The following is a 20,677-nucleotide window of genomic DNA, read 5'->3' on the forward strand; positions in this document are numbered from 1 at the left end:
GAAACGAACGCCTCACGGCGTGTACTTGGGGGTGACCGCTCATGGTCAACATCCGCGACCTGGATCCCAGCGCCTCGCCGCTGGACTACTACGGCTTCGAACTGCGCCGCCTGCGCCAGGAAGCCGCACTCAAACAGCACGCGCTCGGCAGCATCATCTTCTGCACGGGCTCCCTGATCGGGCAGATCGAGACGGCGCGGAAGGTCCCGACCCGGGACTTCTCGGAGCGCGTGGACGCGGCGCTGGGCACGGACGGGATGTTCTCGCGCCTGGTGGGGCTGGTGCTGCGGAGCCAACTCCCGACGTGGTTCCAGGCGTACGCGGAGATGGAGGCGAAGGCCGCGTACATCTCTTCGTTCCAGGCGCAGCTGGTGTACGGGTTGCTCCAGACCCCGGAGTACGCGCGGGCGCTGTTGGGCGTGCGGACCGATGACGGGCTGGACGCGAAGGTCGAGGCTCGGATGGACCGCCAGCGGATCCTCCAGCGCGAGAACCCGCCACTGATGTGGGTCGTGATGAGCGAGGCCGTGCTGCATCAAGAGGTGGGTGGCAGGGAGGTCATGAGGAACCAACTGGCCCACCTGTTGACCCTTGAGCGACGGGAGTGGGTGCAGGTGCAGATCCTGCCGTTCGGCGTGGGCGCCCACGTGGGATTGGACGGCTCGTTCACGGTTCTGCGCTTCGATGACGACCCTGACATCGTCTACACGGAGGACTTCGTCCAGGGTCATATGACGGCCAATCCACAAGCTCTCAGGGAGGGTTCGCTCCGTTACGATCACTTGCAGGCCACTGCCCTATCCGTTGGGGATTCGGCTGCCTTGATCGCCCGTGTAATGGAGGAACGTTATGGACACCATCCAGGACCTGTCGGGCGCACGCTGGCGTAAGTCTTCGTACAGCGGAACGACCGGCGGCGAGTGCGTCGAGTGTGCCCCCCTCGGCGGCGCCACCTGGCAGAAGTCCTCGTACAGCGGCGACACCGGCGGCGGGTGCGTCGAGGTCGCCGCGCAGCCCCACCGGATCGCCGTCCGGGATTCCAAGAACCCCCAGCTGCCCGCCTTCACCGTGAGCCCCGCTGCCTTCGCGGAGTTCGTGCGCGGGCTCTGAGGACACGCGTACCGCCCGCCCCGGCCGCCTCAGCGGTCCGGGTCGGGCGGCGGGATCCGGCGCGGGTTGCTGGTGCCGCAGCTCAGGCAGACCATCCAGTCCCGCCACTCGCCGTCTTCCTCCCGTTGCCAGGGTTCGCCGACCCAGGTGGTGTCGTCGTCGCCGCAGAAGAAGCAGCCGCCCGGCCACAGCCGCATCGTGTGCAGCGGCCCGGGCCCCCTGTTCGGGTTCTGCCAGCCCAGCCAGTCGCCCGCCGGGCAGCTCCACCACAGCTCCGACCTGGGGCGTGGTGGTGCGCCGCGCCAGCGGTTGCGCATGTAGTAGACGGGCAGCGGTTCCAGCTCCCGGCCGCAGCGGGGGCACGGCGGTGCGCTCACGGTGATCGGTGATCCTTCCTGACGTGGGCCTGCCTTCATCCTGCACGGAACTCCCTCTACCCTGGGGCGTGTTCGAACGCACGGGGAGTCGGTTCGGGCGACCACAGGGGATCACCGGGGGCGGGCAGCATGGGCATCGCGTTAAACAGTGACGACAATGTCGACGGGGGCATCAAACCGCTCACCGCCACGGATCCGCCCCGGATCGGGCCGTACCTGCTGCTCGGGCGGCTCGGCGCCGGGGGGATGGGGCGGGTGTACCTGGCCCGGTCCGAGAGCGGGCGCACGGTCGCCGTGAAGGTGGTGCACGAGGAGCACGTCTCGAACGCGCAGTTCCGGGCCCGCTTCCGCCGCGAGATCGACGCCGCGCGCAAGGTCGGCGAGGCGTACACCGCACCCGTCCTGGAGGCGGACCCGGAGGCGGAACGGCCCTGGGTGGCCACGGGGTACGTGCCCGGGCTCTCGCTGGAGCAGATCGTACGGCGGCACGGCCCGCTGCCCGTGGACTCCGTGCACGCGCTGGCCGACGGGCTGTTGCGGGCGCTCAAGGACATCCACGCGGCCGGGATCGTGCACCGCGACCTCAAGCCGTCGAACGTGATGCTGACCGTCGAGGGCGTCCGTGTCATCGACTTCGGGATCTCGCGCGCCCTGGAGACCTCCGTCGAGTCGCTGCTCACCAGCACCGGCATGGCCATCGGTTCGCCCGGTTTCATGTCGCCCGAGCAGGTCCGCGGGCAGCGGGCCGGGGCGAAGAGCGACGTCTTCACCCTGGGCTGCGTGCTGGTGTACGCGGCCACGGGCAAGCTGCCGTTCGGGGACGGGGCCAGCAACCAGCACGCCGTGATGTTCCAGATCGTGGAGGGCGAGCCCGCCCTGGAGGCGGTCGAGGACGAGGCGCTGCGCGCGTTCATCGCCCGGTGCCTGGTCAAGGACGTCGACGAGCGGCCCGGGGTGGAGGAGCTGCTGGCGGATCCGGAGCGGGTGCGTCCGAAGAAGTCCGGCGGGGCGTGGCTGCCGCCCAAGGTGGTGGCGCGGCTCGCCCAGCAGGCGGCGCAGCTGCTCGACGCGGAGGCGGCGCCGCCCGTACGCGAGGAGGCCCCGGCCACCGACCGGGCGACGGTCGACCTGCGGAAGAAGGGCGCGGCGGACGGGCCCCCGGCTGGCCCGGTGGTCGTTCCCGTGGATCCCGGCAGGGCACCGGGGGGCGAGCGCAAGGCGCGGCGGCGGTGGACGATCGCCGTCCCCGCCGTGCTCGTCTTCACGGTCGGCGGTGGCACGGTGGCGCTGATCCAGCCCTTCGGGAACGCCAGGGACGCGGACAAGGCGTCGCCGCCGGCCGCGAGCGCTCCGGTGACGCCGGGTGCCGGGAGCGGCTCGCCTTCGGGGTCGGCGGCCGGGTCGCCGCCCCCGGGTGCCTCCGCTTCCCCGGGGGCATCGGTCCCGGGGCAGCCCCCGGGCCAGGTCGGCGGGGCGGCGGGCGGTGTCCCGGGCGGCGCCGCTCAAGGGGGCGCGCAGGGCGGGCCCGCCGCGGGCGGCGCGGCCGTGGGCGGCGGTGCGGCGCCCGGGGGCGCGGGCAGCCCCGGCGGGGCCGGTGGCAAGGACCCCGCCCCGACCAAGGGCTCCGGTGCGGCGGCCGGCGGGGCCGCGGCGGGGGGCTCGACCCCCGGCGGCTCCGGTTCGCCGAGCGGCGGCGGCTCCTCCGACGGCGGCCTCGTCCCCTCGTACTTCGTCGGCTCCTGGAACTACGCGGGCCAGTTCAACATCGGCCAGCCGGACACCGTGGTCATCACCAAGTCCGGGTCCGTCCGACTGATCGCCGAGACCCAGATGGGCCACTGCGAGTACACGGCGCGGGTGACGTCGGCGAGCAACGGCGGGGCCCGGATCAACCTCAGCGCCGGGGCGGAGGACCAGGGTCGGTCGAACGGCCAGTTCTGCGGGACGCTGGACGCCTCGTTCTTCACCAGGAGCGATCCGTCCGGCATCCAGCACAACGTGGGGGCCGCGCACGGGGACGGGTACTACTACTCGCGCTGATCCGGCGGCCCGGGCCGCGCACGCCAGTGGAGAACACGTTTCATTTCTGACCTTCCGTCAGAATGGAACGTGTTCTACTCTGCCGCGCATGGGCATCGGAATCACACAGGAACAGCGGGAGTTGGCCGACGCGATGCGCGGCTGGGTGGCGCGCGCCGTGCCGCCCGAGGAAGTGCGCAAGCTCCTCGACACCGCGCCGCGGGCCGGGGAGCGGCCCGCCTACTGGGACGCGCTCGTCGAATCAGGGCTGCTCGCGCCGCACCTGGAGGGCGGCACCCTGCTCGACCTCGCCGTCGTGGTCGAGGAGGCCGCGCGCGGGGCGCTGCCCGGGCCGTTCCTGCCGAGCGCGCTGGCCTCCGTACTCCTCCAGCGGGCCGGGGCCGAGCCGCTGGACGGGCGGGTCGGGGCCGTGGCGCTGGGGCCCGGGACGCTGACCGCCGTGGCCGTCGAGGGCGGCGGGCACCTGCTCGACGGGACCGCGCCCCCGGTGCTCGGCGCGGGCGAGGCCGATCTGGTCGTGCTGGCCGCCGAGGCCGCGCACGGCACCCTGTGGTTCGCGGTGGACGCCGCCGCGCTGGACATCCGCACCCACGAGAGCGCCGACCCGACCCGGCCCACCGCCGAGGTGCGGGCGCGCGGGGTCGCCGTACCGCCCGGGCGGCTGCTGCCGCTGGAGGCGACCCTCGTGCGGGACGCGGCCTGCGCTCTCTTCGCCGCCGACGCCTGCGGCACCGCCGCCTGGGCGCTGCACACCGCCGCCGAATACGCCAAGGTGCGCGAGCAGTTCGGCCGGCCCATCGGGCAGTTCCAGGGGATCAAGCACCTGTGCGCCGACATGCTGGTGCGCCTCGAACAGGCCCGCGCGCTGGCCTGGGACGCGGCGCAGGCGCTGGACGAGGAGCCCGACGTGCGCTCGCTCGCCGCGGCGCTGGCCGCCGGGACCGCCCTGGACGCGGCCTACTCCTGCGCCAAGGACTGCATCCAGGTCCTCGGCGGGATCGGCTTCACCTGGGAGCACGACGCCCACGTCTACCTGCGCCGCGCGCTGGTCGCCCGCCAGCTCCTCGGCTCCGGCGACGGCCACCGGGTGCGGGCCGTGCGGCTCGCCGCCGGTGGCGCGCGGCGCGAGCTGCGCCTGGAACTCCCGGCGACGGCCGAAGCCCACCGGGAGCGGGCCCGTAGCGCCATCGCGGACGCGCGCGGCCTCGACCCGGCCGCCGCCCGCCGGCTGCTGGCCCCCACCGGTTACGCCGCCCCCTACCTGCCCCCGCCCTACGGGCTCGGGGCGGGCCCGGTCGAGCAGCTCGTCGTCCAGCAGGAGCTGAAGGAGGCCGGGGTCAAGCTCGCCGACCTCGGCATCGCCACCTGGGTGGTGCCCTCGCTGCTCGCCTACGGGACGCCCGAACAGCGCGAGCGGTACCTGCTGCCCACCCTGCGCGGGGACGTCACCTGGTGCCAGCTCTTCTCCGAGCCGGGCGCGGGCTCCGACCTCGCCTCGCTGCGCACGAAGGCGGAGCGCACGGAGCGGGGCAGCTGGTTGGTCAACGGACAGAAGGTGTGGACGAGTTCCGCGCACAGCGCCGACTTCGGGATCCTGCTGGCCCGGACAGACCCGGCGGCGCCCAAGCACAAGGGGCTCGGGTACTTCGTCGTCGACATGAAGGCGGCCCGGGGGATCGACGTGCGCCCCCTGAAGGAGATCACCGGCGAGGCCCTCTTCAACGAGGTGTACTTCGACGACGTCGAGCTGCCCGCCGACGCGCTGGTCGGCGCGGCCGACGGCGGCTGGAAGGTCGCCCGCAACACCCTCGGCAACGAACGCGTCCACATGGCCGACCAGATGACCTTCGACACCGGCCTCGAAGCGCTGATCGCCCGCTGCGCCGACCTCGACGGCGCGGGCCGGGCCCGGATCGGCGCACTCGCCGCCGAAGCGCACGCCCTGGCCTGCATCGGGCTGCGCACCACCCTCCAGCAGGTGTCCGGGCTGGAGCCGGGCGCGGGCGCGTCCGTGCGCAAGCTCGTCCAGACCCCGCACCAGCAGCGGACCGCCGAGCTCGCGCTCGAACTGCTGGGCCCGGCGGGAGCGGTGCGCGAGGGGGCGGGGGAGCGGGCGGTGCACGGGATGCTCATGTCGCGCTGCCTGACCATCGCCGGCGGCACCACGCAGGTCCAGCTCAACGTCGTGGCCGAGCGCATCCTCGGCCTTCCGAGGGACTGAAGGGGCAACTCCAGATGAAGTCGTACATCGTGGGCGTCGGCATGACGAAGTTCGAGAAGCCGGAGTCGCGGGACTGGCAGTACTGGGACATGGTGAAGGAGGCCGGGACCGCGGCGCTCGCGGACGCGGGCGTGGACTACGGGCTGGTCGAGCAGGTGCCGGTGGGCTACTGCTTCCAGGCCTCCACCGCCGGGCAGCGGGCCGCGTACGAGCTGGGCCTGAGCGGGGTACCCGTCTACAACGTCAACAACAACTGCGCGACGGGATCGACGGCGCTGATGATGGCCCGGCAGTTCGTCGAGGGCGGTCTCAACGACTGCGTGCTCGCGCTCGGCTTCGAGAAGATGAAGAGGGGCGCGCTGGGCGGCGGCGCGGACGGGGGCGACTTCAAGACGTCCCCGGTGGCGCGGCACTACGGGATCATGGCCGCCGGGCACGGCTTCGAGATGACCCCGCCGACGGCGCAGATCTTCGGGAACGCGGCGCGCGAGCACATGGAGCGGTACGGGACCACCGAGGCGCAGCTGGCGGCGGTCGGCGCGAAGAACCACCGGCACTCGGCGAACAACCCGAACGCGCAGTTCCAGGACGTCTACACGGTCGAGGAGATCCTCGCCGCCAAGACCATCCACCGGCCGCTGACCAAGCTCCAGTGCTCGCCGACCTCGGACGGCGCGGCGGCGGCGCTGGTGGTCTCGGAGCGGTTCGTGGAGGCACACGGGCTGGGGGAGCGGGCCGTCGAGATCGTCGCGCAGTCGATGACCACGGACACCGGCGAGTCCTTCGCGTCCGGGTCGTGCATCGACGTGGTGGGCAAGCCGATGACGGCGGCCGCCGCGCGGCAGGTCTACGAGCGCTCCGGGCTCGGGATCGAGGACGTGGACGTCATCGAGCTGCACGACTGCTTCTCGGTCAACGAGCTGCTGACCTACGAGGCGCTGGGCATGTGCGAGGACGGGGCGTCGGGCAAGCTCGTGGAGAGCGGCGCGACGACCTACGGCGGCCGCTGGGTGGTCAACCCGTCGGGCGGCCTGATCTCCAAGGGCCACCCCCTGGGAGCCACCGGCCTGGCCCAGGCCGCGGAGCTGGTGTGGCAACTGCGCGGCCAGGCCGGCCCCCGTCAGGTCCCGGGCGCCTCCGTGGGCCTCGCGCACAACATAGGCCTGGGCGGCGCGGCGGTGGTGACGCTGCTGCGCAAGTAGCGGGCCCTGCGGGGGAGGGGGCGATGCCTTGGCCTTCGCCCGCGAGGCTCCCGGGCAGGCCGAGGGCCTCGCCCTGCCCGGGGGTCGAATGGCGGGGCTACGTCATGCCGTACCGAGCCGGCGGAATTCATGTACGGCGAGGGGGAAGAGGGACGAGAGGATCGTCGACCTGAGCTCGCGGTCAAGGGCCGACGCGAGGAACTGCGTGCAGGACAACGGGAAGTGCTCCCAACGGTCGCCGCGGGCCTCGTTCACCATGACGGTCCATTGGTCCGGCTCAATGCCGGGGCGGGCGAGCCAGTAGAGGCATTCCCCGTTGTCCGTGGTCGCCCACGGCACGACCCGGGTCCCTTCGACCTCCAGCTCCGCCGGCTTCTTCTCGAACTCCCACAAACCCTCAAGGGCTTCGGTCTGGTCTTCCGACCACTCGATGAGGTCATAGTTCTCGTTGGGGCAGTCGGGCTCCAGGACGTACAGGTAGTCATCCCAGTTGCTTCCACCGTAGATGTGGATGAGTTCCTTGTAGTCCGAGGGGAGTTGAACCCCGAGGCGATCCTCTGCCCCACTCCATTCTTTTCGGCGAGGCTCGCTCGGGGCTGGGGCGATTTCAAGAAGGCGCCTGAGGCCGTTGGTCATGCCGGGTCCTCTCCGGGGGATGGGTGGATCCGCGTCGGTCACACCGCGTGCGGGTGCCGCCTCGGCGGCGCCTCGCGGCCGGCGTCGGCGCAGCCCCCTCAGGACGGGCGCAGGGCCGGGTCGATGACCGTTTCGCCCATCGAGGCGCGGCGGATCGAGTCGGCCAGGTCCTCGATCGGTACGTCGCGCAGGACGAGCCCGGCCGCGCCCGCGGCCAGGGTCGCGTCCAGGAGGCCGGGGTGGGCCGAGCCCGTCACGACCAGGACCGCGCACTCCGGGTCGTCCTCGTGCACGGCGGCCACCGCCTCGGGCTCCTGCACCAGGGCCACCATCGGGCGGGCCGTCGTGGAGGGCACCACCTCGATGTCCGGCTGGAGGCCGAGCCGCAGGGCCAGGGCCGGGTCCGGCGGGAGCAGCAGGACCCGCAGGGACTTGGTGGGCCGGTGCTCCCGGGGCATTTCGTTCACGGGGTCAGGGTAGGTCGCCGGGTGCGCGCGCAGGCAGGGAACACACCCGGCCAAAGGGGAAACTGACGAGAGGTCAGGAGTCTTCCCAAGTGCTGGGACGTGCGTTATACATTCCTTCATCGGTCCTAGAACGCGTTCTAGAACGTCGTGAACGCGTCGGGGCCGACCCGCATACGACCTCGGTGCGGCCGACGGTGCGGACGGTCGCACCGAGGTCTTCCACGAACAAGGAGCAGCATCCTCAATGCCGATCGATGCCGCCAAGGCCCTCGCCGCCGACCCCCGTGTAGGGGAGATCGGCTGGGACCACAAGGACATCCAGCTCTACCACCTCGGCCTCGGCGCCGGCCTGCCGGCCACGGACCCCGACGAGCTGCGCTACACCCTGGAGTCCAAGCTCCACGTCCTGCCCAGCTTCGCCACGGTCGCGGGCGCGGGCATGGCCATGCTCGGGGGCCTCGCCGCCCCCGGGATCCAGGTCGACCTGACCGCCGTACTGCACGGTGGCCACTCCATCGAGCTGCACCGGCCGATCCCCGTGAAGGGGCTGGCCACCTCCACCTCCAAGGTCGCCGCCGTCTACGACAAGGGGAAGGCGGCCGTCATCGTGCTGCGCTCCGAGGTCGCCGACGCCGACGGTCCGCTGTGGACCAGCGACGCGCAGCTCTTCGTCCGCGGCGAGGGCGGCTTCGGCGGGGAGCGCGGCCCGTCCGTGCGCGGCGAGACGCCCGAGCGCGCGCCCGACCGCGTCGAGGAGCGGCGCATCCGCGAGGAGCAGGCGCTGCTGTACCGCCTGTCGGGCGACTGGAACCCGCTGCACGCCGACCCCGAGTTCGCCAAGCTGGCCGGCTTCGACCAGCCGATCCTGCACGGGCTGTGCTCGTACGGCATGACCCTCAAGGCCGTCGTCGACACGGTCCTGGGCGGGGACGTGAGCCGGGTGCGCGCCTACCGCACCCGCTTCGCCGGGATCGTCTTCCCCGGCGAGACGCTCCGCATCCGGATGTGGCAGGAGCCCGGCCGCGTGCAGGTGACGGTGAGCGCGGCCGAGCGGGACGACGCGCCGGTCCTCGCGGACACCGTGGTCGAGCACGCGTAACGACAGCACGCGTAACGACCGTACGAGCTACGAGCCACCAGCTACGAGCGACAGAACCAGTACCTCCAGCAGAGGAGCCGCACCGTGCGCGCAGCACTCCAGAGCCAGATAGGCCAGGACAAGCTCGAAGTCGTCGAGGACATGGAGGCCGTGGGCTTCGGCCCCGGCAAGGTGAAGATCCGGATCAAGGCCACCGGCCTGTGCCACTCCGACCTCTCCGCGATGAGCGGGGTGCTGCCGCAGCCCGCGCCCTTCATCCCCGGCCACGAGGGCTCGGGCGAGGTGGTGGACGTCGGCGACGGGGTCACCAGCCACAAGATCGGCGACCGGGTGCTGGTCTGCTGGCTGCCGCCCTGCGGCCACTGTCCGTCATGCAAGCGCGGCCAGGGCCACCTGTGCCTGGAGGCCTTCGGCAACGTCGCCACCCCCAACTTCCGCCGCGGGGACAGCGACATCTTCGGCTTCGCCGGCACGGGCACCTTCGCCGAGGAGATGGTGGTCCCGGCGGGCTGCGCCGTACCGATCCCCGACGACGTCCCCTTCGACATCGCCGCCCTGATCGGCTGCGGGGTGACCACGGGCCTCGGCGCGGCCATCAACACGGCCAAGGTGGAGGCCGGTTCCACGGTCGCGGTGATCGGCTGCGGCGGCGTCGGCATCTCCGTCATCCAGGGCGCCAAGGTGCAGGGCGCGGCGCAGATCATCGCCGTGGACCCGGTCGCGTCGCGGCGCGAGGCGGCCCTGCGGTTCGGGGCGACCGAGGCGGTCTCGCCGGAGGCGTTCGCCGACGCCAAGAACCGGATCACCGCCGGCGAGGGCTTCGACTACGTCTTCGAGGTGGTCGGCAAGTCCCAGACCACGCAGACGGCCTACGAGATGACCCGGCGCGGCGGTTCGGTCGTCGTGGTCGGCGCGGGCGCCCTCGACGACAACTACTCGATCAACATGTTCTCGCTGTTCTTCGACGAGAAGAAGATCCTGCCGTCGATGTACGGCGGCGGGGACGTCCTGCGGTCCTACGAGCGGACCATCAACCTCTGGCGGGCCGGCCGGGTGGACCTGGCGGGCCTGATCACGCACCGGGTGCGGCTGGCCGAGATCAACGACGCGCTCGACCAGATGCGCACGGGCGTGGCCCTGCGCACCTGCATCGAACTCTGACCCGATCCGAGCTGAGCGGATCCGACCCGATCCGAGCGGATCCGACCCGATCCGACCCGAGAGGAAAGAGCACCATGTCGCTCCCCCTAGAGGGACTTTCCGCGATCGTCACCGGCGCCGGGCGCGGGCTCGGGCGCGCCGAAGCGCTCGAACTCGCCCGCCTCGGCGCGAGCGTGGTCGTCAACGACTTCGGCCAGCCGGGCCGCGACGGCTCCGGCGAGGCCTCGGCCGCCCCGGCCGAGGAGGTCGCGGCCGAGATCCGCGCGGCGGGCGGGCAGGCGGTGGCGCACCTCGGTGACGTGGCCGACTTCGAGCAGGCCCGCGAGCTGGTCGAGCTGGCGGTGAGCAGCTTCGGCAAGCTCGACGTGCTGGTCAACAACGCGGGCATCCTGCGCGACCGGATGGTCTTCTCGATGTCGGAGGCCGAGTGGGACTCGGTGATCCGGGTCCACCTCAAGGGCCACTTCAACACCACGCACTTCGCGTCCGTGCACTGGCGGGAGCGTTCGAAGGCGGCGGGCGGACCGGTCTACGGCCGGATCGTCAACACCTCCTCGGAGGCGTTCCTCGGCGGCAGCGCCGGCCAGCCGAACTACGCGGCGGCCAAGGGCGGCATCGTCGGGCTGACCACCTCGACCGCGCTGGCGCTGGGCAAGTACGGGGTCACGGCCAATGCCATCTGCCCGCGGGCCCGTACCCGGATGACGGAGGACGTCTTCGCGGGCTTCCAGGTGCCGGAGGAGGGCAAGCTCGACGCGCTGGCGCCGGAGCACGTCTCACCGCTGGTGGGCTACCTGGCCTCGCCGGCCTCGGCGAAGGCGAACGGGCAGCTCTTCGTCGTGCACGGCGGGATCGTGGTGGTGATGGAGCGGCCGAAGGTGGCCGCGAAGTTCGACACGACGAAGGAGTCCTTCTCCTACGAGGAGCTGGACGAGCTCCTCACCCCGCACTACGAGGCCCGCCCCGCGAACGAGACCTTCGCCGCGACCGAGGTCCTCAGCCTCAAGCACGACTAGCGGGACCCGTACGCCCGTACGCCCGTACGCCCGCACGCCCCGGCCGCCGTCACCTCGATGACGGCGGCCGGGGCGCGCTCGTGTGCCGTCAGCTCGACAGGGCCGCGATCACCGTGCGGGCGGCGTCGTGGGTGTTGCGCGGGAAGGACAGCTTCAGGGCCTTGTCCGAGCCCTCGACCTGCACGTGCACGGTGAGGGCGAGCAGGAACTTCTTCGTGGAGGCGATGCTGAGCCACTCCCGCTGGAGGGTCATGACCGCTTCCTTCTTGGGCCGTCCGGAGAGCTCGTCGCAGCCGAAGAACAGCACGCGGTCCGTGGTCAACGCGACGTACATGGGCCGGGGCCGGGCGATCGCCGTGAACATGCCGGCCGTGGCGATGCCGACGACGACCGCGGTTCCGATCAGTCGCTTGGCGGAGACGCTGCCGACATTGGCGAAGGTCGCCACCTCCACGCTCTCGCCCGCTGCGAGCAACGGAGCGACGACTTCGAGCACTTGCTGGACACGCTTGGCCTTCACGGCTGATCTCCCCCGATGGTGGCGTCGCCCGCGCATGTGTGCAGGGCGGGCGGCAACGATGAGCGCAGCTTAGGAGCGTGGTGCGGGAGATCCGAGAGGGTTATCGGCCGACCCCGTAGCGCCCCGGCCGGACGGCGACGCACGCGTGCCGGGGGCGGACGCCGCCCCCGGCACTTCGTGCGGTCCGGCCGAGGATCAGCCGGGGTGGGATCAGCCGATGTGGTACGAGTCCCCGTAGACCTTCCAGTCCAGCGGGGTGTTCAGGGCGAGGTTGCCCTTCTTGAGCCAGACCCGCTGCGCGGTGTCGACGCGGCTCGTGTCGCTGTGGGCCTCCTCCTGCTTCATCGCCCAGACGCGGGCGTCGAGGAAGGCGTTCAGCCAGGTGGTCTCGTTGCCGCCCTGGGCCGGGGGCTTGGCCTTGGTCAGGGCGCGCTTGCGGATGTTGCGGAAGCTGGTGGAGTCGGTGCCGTCGCCGTGCATGACGATGGCGTCGTAGTAGGCGAACTGGCCGAGCGCGCCGACCCCGTCGGACTTGCCCTGGTTCACGGCCGGGTTGAAGTACACCCGGTCCCGCTCGTGGTCCTGGGCCTGCTTGAAGGTGGAGTCGGCCGCGGCCTTGGCCCAGTCCTTGGTGAAGTTCGGGTCGAGGCCCTTGTGCGAGGGGGTGCCGTCGACCTTGCGCAGGGCGGGGAGGTACTTGGCGAGGATGTTGTCCGGCTTGACGCTCGTGTAGTACTCGATGAGGTCGAGCATGTCGCCGGTGCCGGAACAGAAGCCGATGATCCCGGCGGTGTAGCCGCGGTCGTCGTCTATGTCCTCGATGTACTTGTACTGCGACTTCCAGTCCAGCGAGGAGTTCTCCGCGCTGGACACGATCTGCATGGCGACGTCCTTCTTCGCCGGGTCGTCCAGGCCGGTGGCCTTGGCGCCGAAGGCGGCCGCCGCGAGGGGGGCGGTGGCCGCGGGGGAGGTGGCGGGCGAGGCGTGGGCCGCGACCGGGACGGCGAGGACGGCCGCGCCGAGGAGGGCCCCTACGGCCAGCCTCGTGCGACGCGCGTTAATGGTGCGGAAATGAGGGGTGAACACGACGCCTCCAGGGGGGAGTTGGTGCGCTCCGCTTATGTTAGTAAACTTACCTATCATATAAATGGGCGCGCCGAACAGCCCTCCGGCACGGTGTGACGGTGGGTCAACGGGGCTTACTGGAACGACTCCTACCGCAGGAACTCCTACCGCAGCGGCGCCTGCTGGAGCGGTACGGGCCGCTGCGCGGCGGCGGGCGCCGGCTCGGGATCGAGCCGCAGCGGCGGCGGCGGGCCCTGCGGGAGCCCCAGGCTCACGACGCCGCACGGCACGGCCCCGGTCGCGTACGGCAGCCGCAGGCGGCCCTCGCGCGACCACAGCCCCGTGCCGACCCAGCCGGTGGGCGCCCCGAGCCGGAAGACGTACCGGTCCGCCGGGCGCCACAGCGCGATCCCGGCCGCACCCGCGGCGGCCCCCGGACCCGGCTCGTCGATCCGCAGCGCCACCGCGCAGCTCTCCGGCATCAGCATCTGCCCCGGCTGCACCGCGAACGGCACCGCCGTCGCCCCCTCGGCCCGCAGGCACTCCGGGAAGCGCACCGGCCGCGAACTGCCCAGCACCCCCCAGCCCAGCCGGGCCCCCTCGCCCGGCGACGGCGCGTCCGAGCGGATCAGCAGCAGCCCGCTGTCCGGGTCGGCCAGCAGCAGGTGGTCGTCACTGGCCTCGGTGATCTGGAGCAGCGGCGAGACCTCGCCGCCCCGCCCCAGGTCCACCACGACGGCCTTGGTGCGCCCGTCCCGCTCCCGGTCCAGGGCCAGCAGCCGCCCCTCCCGGTCCAGCCAGACGCCCCCCGAGCAGTGCCCGGGCACCTCGGCGACCCACTCGGGCCCGAAGCTGCCGCCGGCCACCTGCCACACCGTCGTGGAACGCTCGCCGACGGCCAGGGCGTAGGCGCTGCGCCCGTCCGGCGCGGGCGGCAGCAGGGTCAGGCGCCCGCACTCCAGGGCGCCCAGCGGCAACTGCCCGGTGCGCGGACCGCTGTGCGGCCCCGCGTGCGGCCCGCCGTGCGTGCCGGTGGGGTAGAGCAGGGAGAAGGCGTGGTGCCCGGCGACCCGGCGGTGGATCAGCACCCGCCCGTCGGCCAGCGGGAGGACCTCGCTGTCGGCCTCCTCGGGCTGCTCCAGCGGGAGCGGGACGGCGTACGGCTCGGGGCCGTCCAGGGTCCAGCGCTCCGGGTAGCGGGCCTGCCCCTCGCCGGCCAGCCGGGCGGCGTACGAACCGTCCGCGGCCACGACGAACCCCGGGCCCGCGGCCACGGGCGGCACGGGCGGCCCGGGCGGCATGGGCGGCGCGACCGGCGCGACCCGCGCGGTGTCCGCGTCCGCGTCCTCGGCCGCCGGCCCGTCGGGCCCCGCGGCGGCCCCGGCCGCGCCCTCGTCGGCGCCTCCGGCGGCCTCCGCCGCCGCTCGTGTCACCGGCTCCTCAACAGCACAGGCAGTCATCTGTGCGTCACCTCCGGTGAGGAAGCTAGTTTTCGTACTCCTTGCCGAGCGGCACGACCCAGCCCGCTTCACACGTACGGGTGGCCGCCCGGCGATTCTGCTGTGGTGGGGGAGACGATTGTGCTGTGCGATATCGGGGCGTTTAGGGTTAGGCATGCCTAACCGGGGCCCTCGCCCCGTCTCCGCCCCCACCCCCAGGAGTTGTGACATGTCCTTCCGACGCCGCGGCGCGGCCGCCGTCGCCCTCGCCACCGCAGCCACGCTCGTCCTCACCGCCTGCGGCGGTCAGGACGACAAGGCGGGCAAGGACGCCCCGGCCGGAGGCGGCGGCGACAAGAAGGCCGTCGCACAGGGGGGCAAGGACTTCTCCGACGCCGCGAAGAAGACCGCGGCCTTCGGGACCACCGCCGCGGCCGGGCAGTTCCCGCGCACCATCAACCACGCGATGGGCGCCACCGAGCTCAAGGCCGCGCCCCAGCGGGTGGTGGTCCTGGACGTCGGCGAGCTGGACAACGTCGTCTCCCTCGGCCTCCAGCCCGTCGGCTACGCGCCCACCGAGGGCGACGAGGGCATCCCCGGCTACCTCAAGAAGGACGCGGGCACCCCCAAGTCCGTGGGCACCATCAACAGCCTCAACCTGGAGGCGATCAACGCCCTCAAGCCCGACCTGATCCTCGGCAGCCAGCTGCGCTCCGCCGACAAGTACGCGGCCCTGTCGAAGATCGCCCCGACCGTCTTCTCCATCCGCCCGGGCTTCCCGTGGAAGGAGAACTACCTCCTGAACGCGGCCGCGCTGGACAGGACCGCCGAGGCCAAGACCAAGCTCGACGCCTACCAGGCCAAGGCGAAGAAGCTCGGCGACGACCTCGGCGAGCAGAAGCCCACCGTCACCATGCTGCGCTACATGCCGGGCAAGACCCGCCTGTACGCCGGGGCCTCCTTCATCGGCACGATCCTCAAGGACACCGGCATCCCGCGCCCCAAGAACCAGCAGGCCGAGGAACTGGCCGTGGAGGTCAGCCCCGAGCGCATGGACGAGGCCGCCGCCGACTGGATCTTCACCGGTGTCTACGGCGCCAAGGACAAGACCAAGCGGGACTCCGCCGAGGACAACCCGCTCTGGAAGGACCTGGACGCGGTCAAGAAGGGCCAGGCCAAGGACGTGCCGGACGAGACCTGGTACCTCGGTCTCGGCGTGACCGCCGCCGACAAGGTCCTCGACGACCTGCGGACCTTCCTCGGCAAGTAACACCCCGGGCCCCGGAGCACCCCCCGCTGGTCGGCGGGGGGTGCGCCACGGACGGTAGCCTTGGCCCGTGCCCCGTCTCTCTGAAGTCATCGCCGCGCTGGACGCTCTGTGGCCCCCCTCGCGGGCCGAGCAGTGGGACGCCGTCGGAACCGTCTGCGGCGACCCCGACGCCGAGGTATCCCGGGTCCTGTTCGCGGTCGACCCGGTGCAGGAGATCGCCGACGAGGCGCTGAAGCTGGGCGCCGACCTGATCGTCACCCACCACCCGCTCTACCTGCGCGGCACCACCACCGTCGAGGCGGGCACCTTCAAGGGCCGCGTCGTGCACACGCTGATCAAGAACGACATCGCGCTGCACGTCGCCCACACCAACGCCGACAGCGCCGACCCCGGGGTCTCCGACGCCCTCGCGGGCGCGCTGGACCTGCGCATCACCGGGCCGCTCGTGCCCGACCCCACCGACCCCGAGGGCCGCCGGGGCCTGGGCCGGATCTGCGCGCTCGACCACCCCGAGACCCTGCGCGAGTTCGCCGCGCGGGCCGCCGCCCGGCTCCCGCACACCGCGCAGGGCATCCGCGCGGCCGGCGACCCGGACGCACTGATCCGCACCGTCGCCGTCAGCGGCGGCTCCGGCGACAGCCTCTTCGACCAGGTACGGGCGGCCGGCGTGGACGCCTTCCTCACCGCCGACCTGCGCCACCACCCGGTGTCCGAGGCGCGCGAGCAGTCCCCGCTCGCCCTCGTCGACGCCGCCCACTGGGCCACCGAGTGGCCCTGGTGCGAGCAGGCCGCAGCGCAGCTCGACGCGATCTCCGAGCGCCACGGCTGGGGTCTGCGTACCCACGTCTCGCGCACGGTCACCGACCCCTGGACGGCGCACGCGCCGTCCGTTTCCGCCCCTTCTCTCCCTGGAGCCCCCAACTGAACGCCGAGCCCGCCGACCAGATCCGACTTCTCGACGTCCAGGCCCTGGACGTGCGGCTGTCCCAGCTCGACCACAAGCGCACCTCGCTGCCCGAGCACCTGGAGCTGGAGTCCCTGACCAGCGACCTGACACAGCAGCGCGACCTCCTCGTCGCCGCGCAGACGCAGGAGAGCGACGCCGGCCGCGAGCAGGTCAAGGCCGAGCAGGACGTGGACCAGGTCCGCACCCGCACGGTGCGCGACCAGGCCCGCCTGGACTCCGGCGTGGGCGTCTCCGCCCGCGACCTGGCGAACCTCCAGAGCGAGCTGGTCTCCCTCGCCAAGCGCCAGGGCGACCTGGAGGACGTCGTCCTCGACGTCATGGAGCGCCGCGAGGCCGCCGCCGAGCGCGTCGCCGCGCTGACCGGGCGCGTCACCGAACTCCAGGGCAACGCCGACGACGCCACCGTGCGCCGTGACGCCGCCCTCGCCGCCTTCGACGCGGACACCGCGAAGCTCGCCAAGGACCGCGAGCTGATCGTCGCCTCGATCCCGGCGCCGCTCATCGCCCTGTACGAGAGGATCCGGGCCAAGCAGAACGGCGTCGGCGCGGCCAAGCTGTACCAGCGCCGCTGCGAGGGCTGCCGCCTGGAGCTCGACCTGGCCGAGGTCAACGAGATCAAGAGCGCGGCCCGCGACGAGGTCGTCCGGCACGAGAACTGCGGCCGCATCCTGGTCCGTACGGCGGACTCGGGCATCTGATGCCGCGCGTGGTCGTCGAGGCGGACGGCGGCTCCCGGGGCAACCCGGGGCCCGCCGGCTACGGCGCGGTGGTCCTCGACCCGACGACGGGGGAGACCCTCGCCGAGCGGGCCGAGTTCATCGGCGTCGCCACCAACAACGTGGCCGAGTACAAGGGCCTGGTGGCGGGCCTCACGGCGGTCCGCGAGCTGTTCCCCGACGCCACGGTGCTGGTGCGGATGGACTCCAAGCTCGTCGTCGAGCAGATGTCCGGCCGCTGGAAGATCAAGCACCCGGACATGAAGCCGCTGGCGGCCGAGGCCGGGCGGATCCTGCCGCGCGCCCAGGTCACCTACGAGTGGATCCCGCGCGAGCGGAACAAGCACGCCGACCGGCTCGCCAACGAGGCGATGGACGCGGGCAAGCGGGGCCGCCAGTGGGAGCCGTCCGCTTCCACGGCCGCCCTCGACCGCGGCGCGGCCCGGGCGCTGGCGACCCCGCCGCCCGCGGGTCCGCCCGGTGACGCCGCGGCGGGCGCCGCGGCCGCGCGCGCCGCGCTCTCGGGGGCCCGTACGACCGCCACAGCCGCCGCGGTCGGCTCCGGCGGGGCGGACACGTTGTTCACGGAGACGATCGCCGACACGGGCGCGGCCACCGCGGCTTCCGCACCCGGCTGGGGGGCGCCCGACCTCGGGACGCCCGCCACCTTCGTGCTGCTGCGGCACGGCGAGACCGCCCTCACCCCGCAGAAGCGCTTCTCCGGGAGCGGCGGCAGCGACCCCGAGCTCTCCGCGGCCGGGCGCCGCCAGGCCGAGGCCGTCGCCGCCGCACTCGCCGCCCGCGGCACCGTGCAGGCGATCGTCAGCTCCCCGCTGCGCCGCTGCCGCGAGACCGCGCAGGCCGTCGCCGACCGGCTCGGTCTGCCCGTCACGGTCGAAGAAGGGCTGCGCGAGACGGACTTCGGCGCCTGGGAGGGCCTCACCTTCGGCGAGGTGCGGGAGCGCTACCCGGACGACCTCGACGCCTGGCTGAAGTCCGCGAAGGCGGCCCCCACCGGCGGCGGCGAGAGCTTCGCCACCGTCACCCGCCGGGTCGCCGCCACCCGTGACCGGCTGCTGGCCGCGCACGCGGGCCGCACCGCCCTGCTGGTCACGCACGTGACCCCGGTCAAGACCCTGGTCCGGCTCGCCCTGGGGGCCCCGCCGGAATCCCTGTTCCGGATGGAACTGTCCGCGGCCTCGCTCTCGGCGGTCGCCTACTACGCCGACGGCAACGCCTCGCTGCGCCTGCTGAACGACACCTCGCACCTGAGGTAGCCAGGACGGACCCGGGTGAGAACAGGCTGCGAAAACGCCTCCGGCCCGCACTTCTCGGTGCGGGCCGGAGGCGTTCTTCGGCAAAACGTTCTTCGTGAAGGCGCGCAGACCGACACAGGCTGTACGCCGGGTTCTGTCGCCCGGTGATCTCGCGATCGCCGGGGAGACGGCCATCCATCTAGGACCGGCGTTGCCGCCGGCCTCGTGCGGTCTACCCGCGGACTCGGGCGAGCAGCCCTCGAACGTCCGCGCAGAGCCGTCCGGAGACGACTCCTCTTGACCTTGCTCCGGGTGGGGTTTACCTAGCCGCCTGAGTCACCTCAGGCGCTGGTGGTCTCTTACACCACCGTTTCACCCTTACCCGGGACCGGAGTCCCGGGCGGTCTGTTTTCTGTGGCACTGTCCCGCGGGTCACCCCGGGTGGCCGTTAGCCACCACCCTGCCCTGTGGAGCCCGGACGTTCCTCGGCGGGATCCGAAGACCCCGACGCGGCCGCCCGCCTGTGTCGTTCTGCGCTGCGACCATGCTACCCGGCCCCCGGGCCCGGCCTAGGCCACGGTGAACAGCACGCCCGTCGCGCCCGCCGGGTCCGCCGAGGTCAGCGTGACCCGGATCCGGGAACCGAGGGGGAGCGGGGCCGCGGCGGACTCGACCCGGCCCACCACCGCCGGTTCCTCCAGGTGGACCGTGCCCACCCTCGGCTCGTGCTCCTTGACGTCGATCACCGTGGCCTCGAAGGTCTCGCCCACGTGGTCCTTGAGGAGCGCCGCCTCCACCAGGTCCACCGAGCCCCGCTCCACCGCGTTGGCCAGCCGGGTGCCGTCCGCCATCTCCTTCGGCAGGGTCGCCAGCGCCTCCACCGCCCACGCGGGCGGAGCCGTGCCCGCCACCGCGGCCAGGCACAGCTCGCCGCTGTAGCGGTCGACGAGCCGCCGCAGCGGGGCCGTGCAGTGCGCGTACGGCGCGGCGACCGCCGCGTGCAGCGCCGGGGAGGGGACCTCGCCGCCGGTGAAGGCGGTGTACCCGGCCCCGCGCAGCAGGGCCGTGCACTCCTGGAGGAACGCCGCGTGCGCCGGGCGGTGCGGGTCCAGGGAACGGACCAGCTGCGCGTACGGCACGTGGTGCGGCCAGTCGATGCGCAGCGCCCGCGCGGTGCGGCGCAGCCGGCCCACCGCGCCGTCGGGGGCCGAGGGCAGGGTGCGCAGGATGCCGGTGCCCGCCGCGAGCATCAGGTCCGCGGCCGCCATGCCCGTCATCAGGGAGATCTGGGCGTTCCAGCCGTCCGCGGGCAGCGGGGCCCGGTAGACCAGCGCGTAGCCGCCGTCGCGCTCGACGATCTCCTGCTCGGGCACGTTCAGCGAGATCCCGCCGCGCTCGGTCTCCAGCGCCTCGCGCAGCGTCCCGATGTCCCGGAGCAGGGCCAGGGGTTCTTCCGCGGTGCCGTCGTCGATGGCGCGCTGGACGCCCTCGTAGTCCAGCTTGGCCCGGCTCCGTACGAGCGCGCGGCGGACGTCGGTGGTCACCACCCGGCCGTCCGCGTCCAGGTCGAGCCGCCACAGCAGCGCCGGGCGGGTCCGGTCCGGCAGCAGACTGGCCGCGCCCTCCGAGAGCACCGGCGGGTGCAGCGGGACCTTCCCGTCGGGGAAGTACAGGGTCATCACGCGGCGGTGCGCCTCCGCGTCCAGGGCGCCGCCCGGGGTGACGAAGGCCGCCACGTCCGCGATGGCGTAGTGCACCCGGAAGCCGCCGCCCGGGCGCCGGGCCAGGTGCATCGCCTGGTCCAGGTCGACGGAGGTCGGCGGGTCGATGGTGAACAGCGGGACGTCGGTGGCGTCCAGCTCGGGCAGCCGGGGCGCTCCGGCGGCCTCCTCGGCCTCCGCCCGTACGGCCGGGGGGAAGTCCTGCGCCGCGCCCAGCCGCGTCCGCAGGTCGCGCAGCGCGGCCGACAGAGCGGCCCCGTCCGCGCCGGTCATGTGCAGGTGACGGCGTGGCATGGACCGAGCCTATGGCCGGTGCGGCGGGGCGGCGCGGCGAGCCGTCTACTCTGGCCGGGGGGCCGCACCCCCCGCAAGGCGCCGGACCGGTCGTACCGGC

At 72.9% G+C, this 20,677-nt stretch carries 19 protein-coding genes and 1 other RNA gene; 12 read left to right on the top strand and 8 right to left on the bottom strand.

Translation table 11 applies throughout. The features are described from left to right. Positions 1-41 precede the first annotated feature (41 nt). Together ACIQWR_RS07280 and ACIQWR_RS07285 are read left to right on the top strand one after the other, a co-directional pair. On the top strand, positions 42-890 hold the full coding sequence (locus ACIQWR_RS07280; protein WP_404005684.1) for a helix-turn-helix domain-containing protein: 849 nt from the start codon (positions 42-44) through the stop codon (positions 888-890). Continuing rightward, the gene (locus tag ACIQWR_RS07285) at positions 850-1,110 is read left to right on the top strand and encodes a DUF397 domain-containing protein (protein WP_404005685.1); all 261 of its coding nucleotides are present in this window, start codon (positions 850-852) and stop codon (positions 1,108-1,110) included. Before ACIQWR_RS07280 ends, ACIQWR_RS07285 begins: the two co-directional genes overlap by 41 nt. A 29-nt stretch (positions 1,111-1,139) precedes the next feature. Here ACIQWR_RS07285 and ACIQWR_RS07290 read toward each other — a convergent pair whose 3' ends face one another. Further along, on the bottom strand, positions 1,140-1,487 hold the full coding sequence (locus tag ACIQWR_RS07290; RefSeq protein WP_404005686.1) for a hypothetical protein: 348 nt from the start codon (positions 1,485-1,487) through the stop codon (positions 1,140-1,142). Positions 1,488-1,616: 129 nt separating this feature from the next. On the opposite strand from ACIQWR_RS07290, the gene ACIQWR_RS07295 reads away from it, so the two are divergent. From ACIQWR_RS07295 to ACIQWR_RS07305, 3 genes are all read left to right on the top strand, one after another. Beyond that, positions 1,617-3,527, top strand: coding sequence for a serine/threonine-protein kinase (locus ACIQWR_RS07295; protein WP_404005687.1), 1,911 nt, complete (start codon positions 1,617-1,619; stop codon positions 3,525-3,527). A gap of 88 nt (positions 3,528-3,615) precedes the next feature. Further along, on the top strand, positions 3,616-5,748 hold the full coding sequence (locus ACIQWR_RS07300) for an acyl-CoA dehydrogenase (RefSeq protein WP_404005688.1): 2,133 nt from the start codon (positions 3,616-3,618) through the stop codon (positions 5,746-5,748). 14 nt (positions 5,749-5,762) lie between these two features. After that, positions 5,763-6,950, top strand: coding sequence for a lipid-transfer protein (locus ACIQWR_RS07305; protein WP_404005689.1), 1,188 nt, complete (start codon positions 5,763-5,765; stop codon positions 6,948-6,950). 102 nt (positions 6,951-7,052) lie between these two features. Here the strand turns inward: ACIQWR_RS07305 and ACIQWR_RS07310 are convergent, their stop codons facing one another. Further along, entirely contained in the window at positions 7,053-7,586 is a 534-nt protein-coding gene (locus ACIQWR_RS07310) for an SMI1/KNR4 family protein (RefSeq protein ID WP_404005690.1), read from the bottom strand. Positions 7,587-7,684: 98 nt separating this feature from the next. Then, positions 7,685-8,044 carry a DNA-binding response regulator gene (locus tag ACIQWR_RS07315; protein WP_404005793.1) on the bottom strand — a complete coding sequence of 120 codons (360 nt, stop codon included), beginning with the start codon at positions 8,042-8,044 and terminating at the stop codon, positions 7,685-7,687. A 253-nt stretch (positions 8,045-8,297) separates the two neighbouring features. On the opposite strand from ACIQWR_RS07315, the gene ACIQWR_RS07320 reads away from it, so the two are divergent. The 3 genes from ACIQWR_RS07320 (at position 8,298) to ACIQWR_RS07330 (ending at position 11,329) form a co-directional block, all read left to right on the top strand. Next, a complete protein-coding gene (locus tag ACIQWR_RS07320; RefSeq protein WP_404005691.1) occupies positions 8,298-9,152 on the top strand; it encodes a MaoC/PaaZ C-terminal domain-containing protein in 855 nt (284 codons plus the stop codon). 84 nt (positions 9,153-9,236) lie between these two features. After that, on the top strand, positions 9,237-10,313 hold the full coding sequence (locus ACIQWR_RS07325) for a Zn-dependent alcohol dehydrogenase (RefSeq protein ID WP_404005692.1): 1,077 nt from the start codon (positions 9,237-9,239) through the stop codon (positions 10,311-10,313). 74 nt (positions 10,314-10,387) lie between these two features. After that, positions 10,388-11,329: a 3-oxoacyl-ACP reductase gene (locus ACIQWR_RS07330; RefSeq protein ID WP_404005693.1), complete on the top strand. Its 942-nt coding sequence runs from the start codon at positions 10,388-10,390 to the stop codon at positions 11,327-11,329. 88 nt (positions 11,330-11,417) lie between these two features. Here the strand turns inward: ACIQWR_RS07330 and ACIQWR_RS07335 are convergent, their stop codons facing one another. The 3 genes from ACIQWR_RS07335 to ACIQWR_RS07345 form a co-directional block, all read right to left on the bottom strand. Then, positions 11,418-11,849, bottom strand: a complete 432-nt coding sequence (locus ACIQWR_RS07335) for a hypothetical protein (RefSeq protein WP_404005694.1) — start codon at positions 11,847-11,849, stop codon at positions 11,418-11,420. A gap of 210 nt (positions 11,850-12,059) precedes the next feature. Beyond that, complete coding sequence (locus ACIQWR_RS07340) at positions 12,060-12,935, bottom strand: chitosanase (protein WP_404005696.1); 876 nt, start codon at positions 12,933-12,935, stop codon at positions 12,060-12,062. A 143-nt stretch (positions 12,936-13,078) separates the two neighbouring features. Further along, positions 13,079-14,374 (bottom strand): hypothetical protein, encoded by a 1,296-nt coding sequence (locus ACIQWR_RS07345; RefSeq protein WP_404005697.1) that lies wholly within the window; start codon positions 14,372-14,374, stop codon positions 13,079-13,081. A gap of 208 nt (positions 14,375-14,582) precedes the next feature. Between ACIQWR_RS07345 and ACIQWR_RS07350 the strand changes: the two genes are divergently transcribed. The 4 genes from ACIQWR_RS07350 to ACIQWR_RS07365 all read left to right on the top strand — a co-directional run bounded on the left by ACIQWR_RS07350 (position 14,583) and on the right by ACIQWR_RS07365 (position 18,583). Then, positions 14,583-15,623 (top strand): ABC transporter substrate-binding protein, encoded by a 1,041-nt coding sequence (locus ACIQWR_RS07350; protein WP_404005698.1) that lies wholly within the window; start codon positions 14,583-14,585, stop codon positions 15,621-15,623. A 67-nt stretch (positions 15,624-15,690) separates the two neighbouring features. Beyond that, positions 15,691-16,548, top strand: coding sequence for a Nif3-like dinuclear metal center hexameric protein (locus tag ACIQWR_RS07355; RefSeq protein WP_404005700.1), 858 nt, complete (start codon positions 15,691-15,693; stop codon positions 16,546-16,548). Further along, on the top strand, positions 16,545-17,288 hold the full coding sequence (locus tag ACIQWR_RS07360) for a zinc ribbon domain-containing protein (RefSeq protein ID WP_404005795.1): 744 nt from the start codon (positions 16,545-16,547) through the stop codon (positions 17,286-17,288). Before ACIQWR_RS07355 ends, ACIQWR_RS07360 begins: the two co-directional genes overlap by 4 nt. After that, a complete protein-coding gene (locus tag ACIQWR_RS07365) occupies positions 17,288-18,583 on the top strand; it encodes a bifunctional RNase H/acid phosphatase (protein ID WP_404005702.1) in 1,296 nt (431 codons plus the stop codon). Before ACIQWR_RS07360 ends, ACIQWR_RS07365 begins: the two co-directional genes overlap by 1 nt. A gap of 106 nt (positions 18,584-18,689) precedes the next feature. On the opposite strand, the gene rnpB is transcribed toward ACIQWR_RS07365, so the two are convergent. Further along, positions 18,690-19,091, bottom strand: an RNA gene (gene rnpB / locus ACIQWR_RS07370) — RNase P RNA component class A. Between the two features lie 40 nt (positions 19,092-19,131). Beyond that, positions 19,132-20,577 carry an RNB domain-containing ribonuclease gene (locus ACIQWR_RS07375; protein WP_404005703.1) on the bottom strand — a complete coding sequence of 482 codons (1,446 nt, stop codon included), beginning with the start codon at positions 20,575-20,577 and terminating at the stop codon, positions 19,132-19,134. Between the last annotated feature and the right edge of the window lie 100 nt (positions 20,578-20,677).

Source organism: Streptomyces sp. NPDC098789 (assembly GCF_044759975.1).
Lineage (GTDB): Bacteria > Actinomycetota > Actinomycetes > Streptomycetales > Streptomycetaceae > Streptomyces.

Coding starts and splice junctions, on each gene's coding strand:
- ACIQWR_RS07315 (WP_404005793.1), bottom strand. CDS start 8,044: ATGCCCCGGGAGCACCGGCCCACCAAGTCCCTGCGGGTCCTGCTGCTC.
- ACIQWR_RS07365 (WP_404005702.1), top strand. CDS start 17,288: ATGCCGCGCGTGGTCGTCGAGGCGGACGGCGGCTCCCGGGGCAACCCG.
- ACIQWR_RS07345 (WP_404005697.1), bottom strand. CDS start 14,374: ATGACTGCCTGTGCTGTTGAGGAGCCGGTGACACGAGCGGCGGCGGAG.
- ACIQWR_RS07280 (WP_404005684.1), top strand. CDS start 42: ATGGTCAACATCCGCGACCTGGATCCCAGCGCCTCGCCGCTGGACTAC.
- ACIQWR_RS07285 (WP_404005685.1), top strand. CDS start 850: ATGGACACCATCCAGGACCTGTCGGGCGCACGCTGGCGTAAGTCTTCG.
- ACIQWR_RS07350 (WP_404005698.1), top strand. CDS start 14,583: ATGTCCTTCCGACGCCGCGGCGCGGCCGCCGTCGCCCTCGCCACCGCA.
- ACIQWR_RS07295 (WP_404005687.1), top strand. CDS start 1,617: ATGGGCATCGCGTTAAACAGTGACGACAATGTCGACGGGGGCATCAAA.
- ACIQWR_RS07330 (WP_404005693.1), top strand. CDS start 10,388: ATGTCGCTCCCCCTAGAGGGACTTTCCGCGATCGTCACCGGCGCCGGG.
- ACIQWR_RS07375 (WP_404005703.1), bottom strand. CDS start 20,577: ATGCCACGCCGTCACCTGCACATGACCGGCGCGGACGGGGCCGCTCTG.
- ACIQWR_RS07310 (WP_404005690.1), bottom strand. CDS start 7,586: ATGACCAACGGCCTCAGGCGCCTTCTTGAAATCGCCCCAGCCCCGAGC.
- ACIQWR_RS07300 (WP_404005688.1), top strand. CDS start 3,616: ATGGGCATCGGAATCACACAGGAACAGCGGGAGTTGGCCGACGCGATG.
- ACIQWR_RS07320 (WP_404005691.1), top strand. CDS start 8,298: ATGCCGATCGATGCCGCCAAGGCCCTCGCCGCCGACCCCCGTGTAGGG.
- ACIQWR_RS07305 (WP_404005689.1), top strand. CDS start 5,763: ATGAAGTCGTACATCGTGGGCGTCGGCATGACGAAGTTCGAGAAGCCG.